Source organism: Streptomyces sp. NPDC023573 (genome assembly GCF_055559735.1).
In genome coordinates, this window is the sequence record NZ_JBVHKB010000005.1 from 243,852 (window position 1) to 257,192 (window position 13,341).

General features: G+C 72.4%; 9 protein-coding genes. 2 read left to right on the top strand and 7 right to left on the bottom strand.

What is annotated here, in order from left to right; all coding sequences use genetic code 11:
- The first annotated feature begins 125 nt into the window (after window positions 1-125).
- Together ACZ32T_RS18150 and ACZ32T_RS18155 are read left to right on the top strand one after the other, a co-directional pair.
- On the top strand, window positions 126-1,082 hold the full coding sequence (locus ACZ32T_RS18150) for an aldo/keto reductase (protein ID WP_467266235.1): 957 nt from the start codon (window positions 126-128) through the stop codon (window positions 1,080-1,082).
- Window positions 1,083-1,201: 119 nt separating this feature from the next.
- Entirely contained in the window at window positions 1,202-2,386 is a 1,185-nt protein-coding gene (locus ACZ32T_RS18155; RefSeq protein ID WP_467367746.1) for a PQQ-dependent sugar dehydrogenase, read from the top strand.
- Between the two features lie 24 nt (window positions 2,387-2,410).
- Here ACZ32T_RS18155 and ACZ32T_RS18160 read toward each other — a convergent pair whose 3' ends face one another.
- From ACZ32T_RS18160 to gatB, 7 genes are all read right to left on the bottom strand, one after another.
- The gene (locus ACZ32T_RS18160; RefSeq protein ID WP_467368039.1) at window positions 2,411-5,449 is read right to left on the bottom strand and encodes a helix-turn-helix transcriptional regulator; all 3,039 of its coding nucleotides are present in this window, start codon (window positions 5,447-5,449) and stop codon (window positions 2,411-2,413) included.
- 47 nt (window positions 5,450-5,496) lie between these two features.
- Window positions 5,497-5,670, bottom strand: coding sequence for a hypothetical protein (locus tag ACZ32T_RS18165; protein ID WP_467367748.1), 174 nt, complete (start codon window positions 5,668-5,670; stop codon window positions 5,497-5,499).
- A gap of 182 nt (window positions 5,671-5,852) precedes the next feature.
- Window positions 5,853-6,509 carry a hypothetical protein gene (locus ACZ32T_RS18170; RefSeq protein ID WP_467265818.1) on the bottom strand — a complete coding sequence of 219 codons (657 nt, stop codon included), beginning with the start codon at window positions 6,507-6,509 and terminating at the stop codon, window positions 5,853-5,855.
- Window positions 6,510-6,558: 49 nt separating this feature from the next.
- On the bottom strand, window positions 6,559-7,113 hold the full coding sequence (locus ACZ32T_RS18175) for a GNAT family N-acetyltransferase (RefSeq protein ID WP_467367750.1): 555 nt from the start codon (window positions 7,111-7,113) through the stop codon (window positions 6,559-6,561).
- Window positions 7,114-7,141: 28 nt separating this feature from the next.
- On the bottom strand, window positions 7,142-9,364 hold the full coding sequence (locus ACZ32T_RS18180; protein WP_467367752.1) for an MMPL family transporter: 2,223 nt from the start codon (window positions 9,362-9,364) through the stop codon (window positions 7,142-7,144).
- A gap of 183 nt (window positions 9,365-9,547) precedes the next feature.
- Window positions 9,548-11,659, bottom strand: coding sequence for a phosphocholine-specific phospholipase C (locus ACZ32T_RS18185; protein ID WP_467367754.1), 2,112 nt, complete (start codon window positions 11,657-11,659; stop codon window positions 9,548-9,550).
- A 168-nt stretch (window positions 11,660-11,827) separates the two neighbouring features.
- Window positions 11,828-13,336, bottom strand: coding sequence for an Asp-tRNA(Asn)/Glu-tRNA(Gln) amidotransferase subunit GatB (gatB, locus tag ACZ32T_RS18190; protein ID WP_467367756.1), 1,509 nt, complete (start codon window positions 13,334-13,336; stop codon window positions 11,828-11,830).
- Between the last annotated feature and the right edge of the window lie 5 nt (window positions 13,337-13,341).

Consider the following 13,341-nt stretch of genomic DNA (forward strand, 5'->3'; position numbering starts at 1 on the left):
CAGGAGGCTATGCGAAGGGCGCGGAGCCGCAGAGGTTACTTTGGGGTGCTGGTGGCCCGTGATCATGGGCCGAGGGAGGGTTCGGGGAGTTGGAGCGCAGGACTATCGGTGCGGCGGCACTCGCCGTGGGTGCGGTCGGGCTGGGCTGTATGCCGATGAGCTGGGCGTACAGCACGTCGCAGCAGCGCGGTGACCGCTCGGTGCGGACCGTGCACGCCGCGCTGGACGCGGGCGTCCAACTGCTCGACACCGCCGACATGTACGGGCCCTTCACCAATGAACTCCTGGTGGGCCGGGCGCTCAAGGGCCGCCGCTCCGAAGCCTTCCTCTCCACCAAGTGCGGTCTGCTGGTGGGGGATCAGCACATCGTGGCCAACGGGCGTCCGGGCTATGTGCGCCGTGCCTGTGATGCCTCCCTGCGACGGCTCCAGACCGATGTGATCGATCTCTACCAGCTGCACCGGGCGGACCCCGAGGTGCCCGTCGAGGAGACCTGGGGCGCGATGGCGGACCTGGTGACGGCGGGCAAGGTGCGGGCGCTCGGACTGTGCGCGGTGGGGGCCAGGGCCGGGCGCGGGCCTGGGGCTCGGATGCACGACGGGACCATCCGGCAGCTGGAGCGGATGCAGCAGGTCTTTCCCGTCAGCGCGGTCCAGGCGGAGCTCTCCGTGTGGTCGCCCCAGGCACTGGAGGATCTGCTGCCGTGGTGCTCGGCCCGGGGTGTGGGGGTCCTCGCGGCGATGCCGCTGGGCAGCGGTTATCTCACGGGCACGCTCAAGCCCGGCCAGGGTTTCGAGCCGGACGACCCGCGGGCCAGGCACCCCCGCTTCACGGGCGAGATGATGGCGGCCAACCAGCCGGTGGTGGCGGGGCTGCGCAGGATCGCGGAGCGGCACGGCGCCACTCCGGCACAGGTGGCCCTGGCCTGGGTCCTGCGGCAGGGCCGCCATGTGGTGCCCGTGCCGGGCACCAAGCGGGAGCAGTGGGCCGTGGAGAACGCGGGGGCGGCGGGACTGGCGCTCACGGACCGGGACCTGGCCGAGATAGCCGGGCTGCCGCGTGCCCGCGGGTCGTGGGACTGAGACGGCCGGCCCGGCAGGACGGCCCGGCTCCGGGGCGGGAGAATTGGCGGAGACCGGGATCCCGGGGCGGAGCGGCGGTGTAAGAACATAGTCGTGCGACCCTCGAAAGGATCGGTGCTGTGCAAACTCCCGTGCTGCGCAAGGGGGTGGTGGCCCTGCTCGCCTCGGCCTCACTACTCCTGCTGACCGCCTGTTCGTCCGACGACGGCCCCGCGGCCGGTGAGGGCGCCTCCTCGCCCGCGGCGAGCGCCACGTCCGCTCCCCCGGCCTCGGCGAGCCCGTCGGCGGACCTGCCGCCGGCCAAGGGCTCGGTCGAGGTGGTGAAGACGCTCACGGACGGCCTCGCGTCACCCTGGGGCCTGGCGGCACTGCCCGGGGGCGACCTGCTGGTCTCCTCGCGTGACGAGGCGACGGTCACCAGGGTCGACGGGGAGAGCGGCAGGAAGACCCTGCTGGGCTCGGTGCCGGGGGTCGCGCCCGCGGGTGAGGGCGGCCTGCTGGGCCTCGCCGTCGCACCGACCTACGGCGCGGACCACCTGGTCTACGCGTACCTCACCACCGAGTCGGACAACCGCGTCGTCCGGCTCCAGTACGACGAGAGGAAGCCCGCGGGACAGCAGCTGGGGGCGCCGGACACCATCCTGCGGGGCATCCCGAAGGGCACCGTCCACAACGGCGGCCGGATCGCGTTCGGCCCCGACCGCATGCTGTACGTGGGTACGGGCGAGACGGGCGACACCGGCCTCGCCCAGGACAAGGCGTCCCTCTCGGGCAAGATCCTCCGGATGACGCCCGACGGCGAGCCGCTGCACGGCAACCCCGAGGCCGACTCGCTGGTCTATTCGTACGGGCACCGCAATGTGCAGGGCCTGGCCTGGGACAGCGGGAAGCGGCTCTGGGCATCGGAATTCGGCCAGGACACCTGGGACGAGCTGAATCTGATCGAGCCGGGCAAGAACTACGGCTGGCCCGAGGCCGAGGGCGAGCAGGGGAAGGCGGGGTTCGTCGACCCGGCGGCCCAGTGGAAGACCTCCGAGGCCTCGCCGAGCGGTATCGCGTACGCCGAGGGTTCGGTCTGGATGGCCGGCCTGCGGGGTGAGCGGCTCTGGCGGATCCCGCTGTCGGGCAAGGCGGACGGTGAACCTCTCGCCGCTCCCCAGGCGTTCCTGGAGGGGAAGTACGGCCGTCTGCGCACGGTGCTCGCCGCCGGCGGCGACAAGCTGTGGCTGGTCACGAGCAACACGGACGGCCGTGGCTCCGCGAAGCCGGGCGACGACAGGATCCTGCTCCTCAAGGTGCGGTAGCGGGGGCTCCGGGCCCGGCCGGTCTCACCCCGCCGCGTACAGCCGGAAGCGGTGCGCCAGGGCTGCCGCCTCGCCACGGCTGGACACGCTGAGTTTGGCCAGGATGTTGGACACGTGCACGCTGGCGGTCTTCGGCGAGATGTACAGCTCCTCCGCGATCCGGCGGTTGGTGTAGCCCGCCGCGACCAGCCGGTGCACCTCCTGTTCCCGCGAGGTCAGCCCGAACGACTCGATGGCGCCCACCGCAGGGGCGGGCCCGGTCGGCGGGTCTTCGCCCTCGGCGGCGGCGTCAGGCCCGGTGAGCGCGATACGGGCCCGGCCGGCCAGCAGCTCGACGCTCTCCGTGAGCGGCCGTGCCCCGAGGCGTACGGCGACCGCGTGGGCCTCCCGCAGGAGTCCCGCCGCGGGTGTCCGGTCACCGGAGGCGGTGAGGATCGCCTCGGCCCAGTGATGGCGGATCCGGGCCAGCTCGTAGGGGCGCTGGAGCGGGGCGAAGGCGGTGGCGGCCCGGCACCAGTGGTCCGGGGTGTCCGCCCCTTCCGCCCGTGCCAGTTCGGCCTCGATCAGCACGCCGTACGCCGCCCAGACGGGCACCAGCATCGGCAGCCGCTTGAGGTGGCCCCGGATCCGCTCCAGGATCGCCGGCCGTCCGGGGTCCGTGGCGGGCAGCCCGCGGGCGTCGGCCTCGATCGCGGCGGCTGTGGCGAGCAGTGACAGGGAGTACCGCTGGGTTCCCGGCGGGAGTCCTGTGTCGGACTGCGCCTCGAACGCGGCCCGTGCCTCGGGGAGCATGCCCTTCCTGGCGGCGATGACCATGGAGTGCCGTACCGGGGAGATCAGGTGCTGCGGCTGCGTCTCGTGCCCGAGGTGACGTCGGTTCAGGGCCAGTTGCTCCTCTGCCTCCTCGAAGTCCCCGGTGGCCAGAGCCAGGTCGGTACGGCGGGCGGCCACCAGGGCGTTCGACTTGCGGGACCGGGCCAGCGGGGCCGCGGCCTCCGCGGCGGCCCGGCTCTCCTTCCAGTGCCCCAGCGAGTAGTACGACTGCGCCTGGTTGGCCCGTGCCCAGGCCTCGGACTCGGGGACCCCGTGGCTGTGGCAGATCCGTATGCCGTGGTCGGCGGCCGCCACCGCCTCCAGGGAGCGGCCGCAGGATTCGAGCGAGGAGGGCAGGTTGACGGCGGCGCGGCTCATGACGCCCACGAGATGCAGCTCCTCGGCCCGGTCGCGGACGGCGTACATCTCTGCGATGCCCTCCTCGACGTCGCCCGCGTCGATCGTGAGCCAGCCGCGGGTGAGCCTGGCGTGCAGTTCGATGGACTCCTCGCCGACGAGCCGGGCGTACTCCACGGCCCGGTCGGCCGCGACGAGCGTCTCGGGTCCGGGCCGGTGCAGGGCGCCCCAGCCGGCGACCGAGGCGAGGACGTCGGCGTGCACGGCGGACGGCCGCAGGCCCCGCACCAGGTCCTCGGCGGTGGCCAGTTCCTGTCGGCCGTCCCCCCGGGAGAGGCTCTGCATCAGGAGGGAACGCTGCACCCAGAACCACGCGGCGCGCAGCGGGTCCCGGTCCCGGTCCAGGATGCGCAGTGCCTTCTTCGCGAGGGCCAGGGCCCGTTCGCGGTCGCCGCCGAAGCGGGCGGACACCGTGGCCTCGGCCATCAGGTCGAGGTAGCCCAGCGGGTCCGCCGGATCGCAGCCGCACCCCGGGTAGGCCTCGGCGTGGTCGAGGGGGCGCAGGGTGGCGCGCACCTCGTCGGGCACGTCGTCCCAGAGCTCCATGGCTCGTTCCAGCAGGCGGAGTTGCTCGCTGTACGCATAGCGGCGCCGGGCCGCCACCGCCGCCTGGAGCACGGCGGGCAGCGCTCTGACCGCGTCGTGCGCGGCGTACCAGTAGCTGGCGAGGCGTGCGGCGCGCTCGTCGGCGCGTACGAGGGACGGGTCGGCCTCCAGTGCTTCGGCGTAGCGGCGGTTGAGGCGCGTGCGTTCGCCGGGCAGGAGGTCGTCGCTGACGGCCTCGCGGACCAGGGAGTGGCGGAAGCGGTATCCGTCGGTGTCGGGGGCGGGCAGCAGCAGGTTGGCGCCGACCGCCGCCCGCAGTGCCTCGTCGAGGTCGTCCTCGGCGAGGCCGGCGACGGCGGCGAGGAGCGGGTGCTCGACCGTGGAGCCGCCCTCGGCGATGATCCGGGCGATCCGCTGCGCGTCGTCGGGCAGCGCCTCGACGCGGACCAGGAGGAGGTCACGGAGCGAGTCGGAGAGCCCGGAGCTGTCGCCGCAGCACTCCACGCTGCGGGCGAGTTCCTCGACGAAGAAGGCGTTGCCGTCGGAGCGTTCGAAGATGTCGTCGACCAGCGCGGCGTCGGGGACCATCGCGAGGATGCCGGTGAGCTGCCGGCCGACCTCGGCGCGGCTGAAGCGGTCGAGTTCGATCCGGCGGACCGTGCGGAGCCGGTCGAGCTCGGCGAGGAGCGGGCGCAGGGGGTGGCGGCGGTGGACGTCGTCGGCACGGTACGTCCCGATCACGACGAGGCGGCCGCTGCGCAGGGTGCGGAAGAGGTAGGCGAGCAGATGGCGCGTGGAGGCGTCCGCCCAGTGCAGGTCCTCCAGGACGAGGACGACCGTGCGGGTGGCGGAGACGCGCTCCAGCAGCCGGGCGGCTAGCTCGAACAGCCGGGCGGTGCCGTGCTCGTCGTCCGGCGCCCGGTCGGCCTCGCCGAGCTCGGGCAGCAGCCGGGCGAGCTCGCCCTCCTGCCCGGCCAGGGCCTCGGTCAGCTCCTCCGGGAGTGACCGGCGCAGGGCGCGGAGCGCCGTGGCGAACGGAGCGTAGGGCAGGCCGTCGGCCCCGATCTCCACGCACCCGCCGACGGCCACGACGGCGTCCCGGCGGCAGGCCGCCCTGATGAACTCCTCGACCAGCCGGGTCTTGCCGACGCCCGCCTCGCCGCCGACGAGCAGCGCCTGCGGTTCCCCGGCGGCGGTGCGGGCGAGCGACTCGGTGAGCGCGGCGAGTTCACCGGCTCGGCCGACGAAGACGGGGCTGACGGTGTTGGTCTCCACGCCGCCGAGCATCGCATACGCGTACGACACCCCGGCGACCGTTTTTCGGGGTCCCATCGCTACGCGGCACGGACGAACCAGTTCCGGTTCTTTCCCACCCGCCCTTCGGTGTCGTGCCGTCCGGAACGGCGGGCGGCGCGGCGGGCGAGCACCGCCTGACGGACGGTCCGCTGCTCCTCGGCCCTGCGGATCAGCTCGGCGACGGCGAGCTGGTGGATCTCGTACTCGTACATGGTGTTCTCCCTGGTGGTACGGAAAGGGGGGCACGGCTTCCTGCCGTGCCCCCACTCTCGTCCGTCAGGGGTCGCCGCCACATCGGGCGAGTGCCGCATCTCAGCGGGTGGGGGGCCTTAGGCCCGGGTGGCGGATGCCTTAGACCGGCCGTCACCGGCGGTCCGACGCAGCGGCCAGGTACTCAGCCGGCCGCGGACGGCAGGGCGACGAAGAGGTCGAGGTACATGCCCACGGAGATCAGCAGGCCGAGGACGCCAAGGGCGATGCCCGCCATGGCGACGGAGCGGACCCAGCCCGCCTGCGGCACGAGGGTGGGGGTGCCGAAGGAGGGCCGGACCAGGACGAAGACGCCGACGAGCAGCGCGAGCAGCGCGAAGACCCCGTTGACGAGGGCGGTGCTGTGCCACGCGTCGCCGTAGATCTCGGAGATCTGCTGGGCGGCGCTGCCGGTGCCGCCGGAGGTCTTGATCTGGCCGACCAGGGTCTCGCGCTCGGCGGCGACACGGCCGGTCCAGGCGCCCGAGAGCGAGATGACGCCCAGCCCGGCGGCCACGACGGCCGCGGCTCCGGTTCCGGCCCCGGACGCCGCTGCCGCTTCGGCCTCGGCGTAGGGGTCGGGCTCCAGGTCGGTCTCGAGGCCGTCCTCCGCGGCCGCGTCCGTCGCCGCCACGTCCATGGCGGTCACGTCCGACTCGGTCGCACCCGGTGCGGCTGCGTCCGGTGCGGCGTCTTCCGCCGGCCCGGCCTGCTTCGTCACGCCCGGCGTGGTGGCGGTTTTTTCGGCCGCCTTCTTCTCCTCGGTGTCGTCTGTGGTCGGAGTGGTGGGGGAGGTGTTCATGCGCCGCACGCTAGGGGTCCCGGATGAGAACCTCCTTAAGAGCGGCGCCTCAGCTCCGCGCGTTCCGCCATTCGGGCGCCAGAACGGCCCAGATCTCGTGGTCATGACGTTTGCCGCGGTACGGATACGCCTCGCGGAGCACTCCCTCACGGGTCATGCCGAGCCGTTCGGCGACGGCGACACTGCGCCTGTTGGCCGAGGACGCGACCCACTCCACGCGGTGCATGCCCCGTACGTCGAAGGCCCAGTCGATCAGCTTCCGTGAAGCCCGGGTGACGAGGCCGCGGCCCTCGGCGGCCGCCTCCAGCCAGCAGCCGATCTCGCAGTTGCCGGTGTTCGCCTCGAATATCCGGAACAGGACGCCGCCTACCAGCGTGCCGTCCAGCCAGATGCCGTAGAGCCGGCCGGTGTCGGCCGCCTGCTTGTCCGCGTACCGCTGGAGCAGGGCCTGTGCGGACGTGAGGTCCGTGGCGGCCGCGGCGAACGGGATCCAGGGGTCGACCAGGCCGCGCGCCCGGCCCATGTGGGCCAGGAACTCCTCGGCCTGCCATGGCTCGATCGGGCGGAGCTCCGCTCCGTCGTCTCCCAGTGGCACCGTGAACACAGTGGATCTCCTCGGTCTTCGTGCCGTCTCAGTGAACGCGCTGCGGGCCCGGCCGGGCCTCGTCTCCCGCGCGCTCCCCCGGGATCCTCGCATGTGGTGCCGTGCGGTCGGGCGGCTCGATGCCGACATGCGGGAGCAGCCGGTCCAGCCGGGCGGGGAGCCACCAGTTCGCGCCGCCGAGCATGTACATCAGCGCGGGCACGAGCAGGGTGCGCAGGAGGAAGGCGTCGAGGGCGACGGCCGCGGCGAGCGCGATGCCGAACATCGCGATGACGCGGTCGCCGCTGAGGACGAAGGCGAGGAAGACGGAGATCATGATCACCGCGGCCGAGTTGATGACCCGGCCGGTCTCGGCCAGGCCGACGCGTACGGACCGTCGGTTGTCACCGGTCTCCAGCCACTCCTCGTACATCCGTCCGACGAGGAAGACCTGGTAGTCCATCGACAGCCCGAAGAGCACCGAGACCATGATCACCGGGAGGAAGGGCTCGATGGGGCCCGCGCTGCCGAGTCCCAGCAGCTCGCTCCCCCATCCCCACTGGAAGACCGCGACGACGACGCCGAAGGAAGCGGCCACGGCGGCCACGTTCATCACGGCGGCCTTGAGGGGAACGGCGAGGGAGCGGAACGCCAGCAGCAGGAGCAGGCAGCCGAGCCCGATGACGACCCCGACGAAGAGCGGCAGCTTGCCGACGATGACCGCGGCGAAGTCGTCGTACGAGGCCGTCACCCCGCCCACGTGCGTCCGGAGCGAGGTGGTGTCCCCGGCCGCCGGCAGGACGTCGTGGCGAAGCCGGTCGACGAGTTCGCTGGTCCGCTGCGACTGCGGGGCGGAGTCGGGGACGACGGTCAGGAAGGCGGTGTCGCCGCTGCCGTTGTAGGTCACCGGGCTCACCTCGGCGACACCTTCGGTGTCCCGCAGCACCGCGGGCAGGCCGTCCAGGGCGAGCCGGTCGTCGGCTCCGTCGAGGTGGGCTGCCACGGTCAGCGACCCGTTGACGCCCGGTCCGAACCCGTCTGCCAGGAGGTCGTACGCCTGGCGGGTGGTGGCCGTGGCGGGGTCGTTGCCCTGGTCGGAGGTGCCCAGGTGCAGGGAGAGGGTGGGCAGCGCGAGCACCGCCATGACGGCGGCGGCCGCCGCTCCCAGCAGTCGGGGGCGCCGCTCCACGAAGGCCGACCAGCGGACGGCGAAGCCGGCGGCGCGTTCGCGCTGCGGCCCCATTTCGGTCAGCCGGGCGCGCTCACGGCGGCTCAGGGCCCGCATGCCGATGAAGGAGAGCAGGGCGGGCAGCAGGGTCACGGAGGCGGCGACGGTCAGCACCACGGTGAGGGAGGCGGCGATCGCGACCCCGTTGAGGAAGCCCAGCCGCAGGACCAGCATGCCCAGCAGGGCGACGCAGACGGTGGCTCCGGCGAAGACGACGGCGCGCCCCGTCGTCGCGACGGCGTTCCGCGCCGCTTCGGGCACGGGCAGGCCGTGCCGGAGGCCCCGCCGGTGCCGGGTGACGATGAAGAGGGCGTAGTCGATGCCCACGCCGAGCCCGATGAGCATCCCGAGCATCGGCGCGAAGTCGGCGACGGTCATGACATGGCCGAGCAGCACGATGCCCGCGTACGCGGTGCCGACGGAGACGAGTGCGGTGGCGATGGGCAGCAGGCTCGCGGCGAGCGAGCCGAAGGCGAGGAAGAGGACGACCGCGGCGACGGCCACCCCGACGGCCTCGCTCAGATGGAGTGCGGGCGCCTCGGTCGACGCCACGGCGGCGCCGCCGAGTTCGATCCGGAGCCCTTCGCCAGCTGCCCGCTGCGCGGTGTCGACGACGGCCTGCGCCTGTTCCGGCGGGGTCTCCCCCGCCCGGTGGTCGAAGGTGACCGTCGCGTAGGCGGTGTGCCCGTCCGCGCTGATCCGCCCGTGGTCCGTGGCCCCGTAGGGGCCGGCGACGTCACCGACGCCGGGCAGGGCGCCGATCTCGCGCAGTGTCCCGGTCATCGTCCGCTCGACGCCGGCGTCGCGGACGCTGGAGCCGGAGGTGTGCCAGACGACGGTGCCGGTCTCGCCGCCGAGGTCGTCGAAACCCCTCTGCAGGAGCTCGCCGGCACGGCCGGACTCGGTGCCCGGCACCTCGTAGTCGACGGAGTACGCGGACCCCGCGAGCCCGGCCACGGTCGCCACGCCCCCGAGGACGGACAGCCAGACGAGGACGGTGGCGAGGCGGTGCCTGAGACACCAGCGTGCGATGGCGGCCGGCAAAGGCGCTCCTGGGGTTCGTGGACCGTAGGGGGATATAACGGGAACATCCCACGACGTCGCATGACCTGGGAGCCACACTCTTTCAGCCATTCCTCACCATTCGCCGCTTTCGTGGCCATGGTCACATGGCTTGACTTCGCCCCTTTCGTCGTACGGCGGCCGCCACCGCCCTCTTCCTGCCCGTCAGCCGGTGACGCTCGCCCGGCCGTTCTCGATGTGGCCCATCAGCCGGCGGCGGAAGGAGCCCGCCTCGTCTGCCGTCACCTCGATGTCGTACCAGCCGTGGGCGTCGGCCGCCGAGTGCACGACCGTACGGCTGCGCCCGGGCTTGACCTGGACCGTCCGGGTCCAGTTCCGCAGGTCGTCCTCGTCGACGTATCCGAGGGGCCGCACGGTGTAGGTCAGCGTCCGCCTGCCGTTGTTGCGCAGCGTGAGGTACAGGTCCCGCTCGTGGGCGTCGATGCGGGAGGCGAGTTCCGCGCCACCGTCGGACGCGCCCTCGAACTCCCGCCGGAAGCCGTTCGGACCGGTGACCGTGAAGCGGTACGCCTCACCGGTCACCGGCACCGCCCACCGTGCCGTGCCCCTGACGTCCCGGTGCTGCGGGGCGGGGAACTCACCCGCGTACGGGTAGAGCGTGAAGTGCGCGGAGGACCTGCCGGTGTTGCCGAGGTCCAGCCGCAGTCCGCCGGTCACGCGCCTGGCCTGTGCGTCGGGCTGGTAGGGCAGGGGCCTGGCCGGACGGGTGCCGGCCTCCTGGACGGGCATGTGCTGGACGGCCGGCGGCTTCGGCTGCCAGCGTCCGCCGAACGGGGGAATCGCGGCGGGGGGCTCCGTCTCGGGCTTCCGCCGCGCACGGGTGAAGTCGAAGGCCGAGGTGAGGTCCCCGGTGACCCGGCGCCGCCAGTCGCCGATATTGGGTTCCTCCACCCCCGTCCAGCGCTCCAGGAGGCGGATCACGGAGGTGTGGTCGAAGACCTCGGAGCAGACGTATCCGCCGACGGACCACGGGGAGACGACCAGCAGCGGCACCCGCACGCCGAGCCCGGTGGGCTTGCCCTCCCAGTGCTCCTCCGTCACCTCCGCGGGCGCGACCGGCGGCGGCACGTGGTCGAAGAACCCGTCGTTCTCGTCGTAGTTGATGAGGACGACGGTGCGCCGCCACACATCGGGGTGCTTGCCGAGCGCGTCCAGGATCTTGTACACGACGGTCGCGCTGTGCACCGGCGAGGAGACGCTCGGGTGCTCGGAATCGACCGCCGACGGGACCAGGTAGGAGACCTCGGGCAGTGTCCCCGCCGCAACGTCCTTGGCGAACTCGTCGGCGAGCGTGCCCGTCTCGACCCGGCGCAGCCCCCGCTCGAACAGGCTGCGCTCGGCTGCCGTCAGGGCGGCGACGCCCTCGTCCAGCAGGCCCAGCAGCCGCTCCCGCTCGGCGGCCCCGTCCGCGTCGCGCACGGTGGCGTAGAAGGACTCCATGTAGGTGTGGCCGCCGGTCTTCGCCAGGGCCTTGCGGGCGATGGCCTTGAAGGTGGCGAAGAACTCGATCTGGTTGTCGGTGAAGTTCTCCCACTCGGTGTACGTCTTCCAGCTCCGCCCGGCCTTCTCCAGCCGCTCGGCGTAGGTGCCCCAGTCGTATCCGGGGTGGGTGCCCTCGTCGTACGCGTCGTTGCCGACGGCCCGCCTGCCGTCCGGCTCGTCGCCCGTCCTGCCGCTCCACAGGTGGTTGCGGTTCGGGCTGGTGGAGGTGTGGATCGAGGAGTGGTAGGCGTCGCAGACGGTGAAGGTGTCGGCGAGTTCGTAGTGCAGCGGGATGTCGCCGCGGTCGTAGTACGCCATGGTGGCGGCGGTCTTCGCGGTGACCCAGCCGTTCATCCAGCCGTCGGCCCACGCCTTGGAGCCGCCGCTCCACGAGTGGTCCAGGGCGCCGATGTACTGCAGGTCCTTCTTCTGCGCCTCCGCGGCCTCGCGCACGGGGAACGGCAGCACGGTCGCGCCCGCCGGCCCCGGCTGTTCGAAGACGGGCCGGCCGGAGGGGAGCTCGATCGCGTTGCGGTCACCGAAGCCGCGCACTCCGCGCAGCGTGCCGAAGTAGTGATCGAAGGAACGATTCTCCTGCATCAGGATCACCACGTGCTCGATGGCGTCCAGCCCCGCACCGCCGGAGCGCACGTCCGCGGGCTGCGCGGCGATCGCCGCCTGGAGCGACGGGGGCAGGAACGATCCCGCCGCGGCGGCGCCGAGCGCACCGCCCCCGAGCGCGAAGAGCCGCCGGCGTGACATGTCCGTGGTCAAGTGAGCCTCCCGATTCCGTGTCTACGGTCGGAAGCTAGTCATGCCGGGTGGCTACGGGAAGACCGCCGTACGGCCTGGTGGTGAACGTCCCGCAGGCCGGCCCGGGGCAGCGCGAAGGGGGCGGCACACCCGGTGAACGGGTGCGCCGCCCCCAGGGGCGTGCCGGGGTCAGCCCTCGACGCCGAGCTTCTCCAGGATCAGCTCACGCACACGCGCCGCGTCGGCCTGGCCACGGGTGGCCTTCATGACCGCGCCCACCAGAGCGCCGGCCGCGGCGACCTTGCCGCCGCGGATCTTGTCGGCGATGGCGGCGTTGCCCGCGATGGCCTCGTCGACGGCGGTGGACAGCGCACCCTCGTCGGAGACGACCTTCAGGCCGCGCTTCTCGACGACGGTGTCCGGGTCGCCCTCGCCCGCGAGGACACCCTCCAGGACCTGGCGCGCCAGCTTGTCGTTGAGGTCACCGGCGGCGACGAGCTCCGCCACCCGGGCGACCTGCGCCGGGGTGACCGGCAGCTCGTCCAGGCTGCGGCCGGTCTCGTTGGCGTTACGGGCGAGCTCGCCCATCCACCACTTGCGTGCCTGGTCGGACGGGGCGCCCGCCTCCGTCGTCGCGACGATCAGGTCGACCGCCCCGGCGTTGAGGATGGACTGCATGTCGTGCTCGTTGACACCCCACTCCTCCTTCAGCCGCTTGCGGCGCAGCCGGGGCAGCTCGGGAAGCTCCTTGCGGAGCGCCTCGACCCAGTCGCGGGCAGGGGCGACCGGCACCAGGTCCGGCTCGGGGAAGTAGCGGTAGTCCTCGGCGTTGTCCTTGATGCGGCCGGCCGTGGTGGAGCCGTCCTCCTCATGGAAGTGCCGGGTCTCCTGCACGATCGTCCCGCCGGAGTTCAGCACCGCCGCGTGACGCTGGATCTCGAAGCGGGCGGCACGCTCGACGGAACGCAGCGAGTTCACGTTCTTCGTCTCGGAGCGCGTGCCGAACGTCTCGCGGCCGTGCGGGCGCAGCGACAGGTTCACGTCGCAGCGCATCTGGCCCATCTCCATCCGGGCCTCCGAGACGCCGAGCGCCTTGATGAGCTCGCGGAGCTCGGCGACGTACGCCTTGGCGACCTCGGGGGCGCGTGCGCCCGCTCCCTCGATCGGCTTGGTGACGATCTCGATGAGGGGGATGCCCGCACGGTTGTAGTCGAGCAGCGAGTGGGAGGCGCCGTGGATGCGGCCGGTGGCACCGCCGACGTGAGTCGACTTGCCGGTGTCCTCCTCCATGTGCGCCCGCTCGATCTGCACGCGGAAGATCTCGCCGTCCTCCAGCTGGACGTCCAGATAGCCGTCGAAGGCGATCGGCTCGTCGTACTGGGAGGTCTGGAAGTTCTTCGGCATGTCCGGATAGAAGTAGTTCTTCCGGGCGAAGCGGCACCACTCGGCGATCTCGCAGTTCAGCGCGAGCCCGATCTTGACGGCGGACTCGACGCCGATCTCGTTGACGACCGGCAGCGCGCCCGGCAGTCCGAGGCAGACCGGGCAGGTCTGCGAGTTCGCGTCCTGCTTGAGCTCGGTGGAGCACCCGCAGAACATCTTGGTCTTGGTGCCGAGCTCCACATGGACCTCGAGGCCCATGACGGGGTCGTACGTCGCGAGGGCATCCTCGTACGACTCCAGGTCGATGACAGTCACGATGA

What these genes read in the sequence shown, in the direction of transcription:
- ACZ32T_RS18160 (WP_467368039.1), bottom strand. Translation starts at nt 5,449, where the DNA reads ATGCTCGGCGGCGTGGAGACCAACACCGTCAGCCCCGTCTTCGTCGGC.
- ACZ32T_RS18165 (WP_467367748.1), bottom strand. Translation starts at nt 5,670, where the DNA reads ATGTACGAGTACGAGATCCACCAGCTCGCCGTCGCCGAGCTGATCCGC.
- ACZ32T_RS18170 (WP_467265818.1), bottom strand. Translation starts at nt 6,509, where the DNA reads ATGAACACCTCCCCCACCACTCCGACCACAGACGACACCGAGGAGAAG.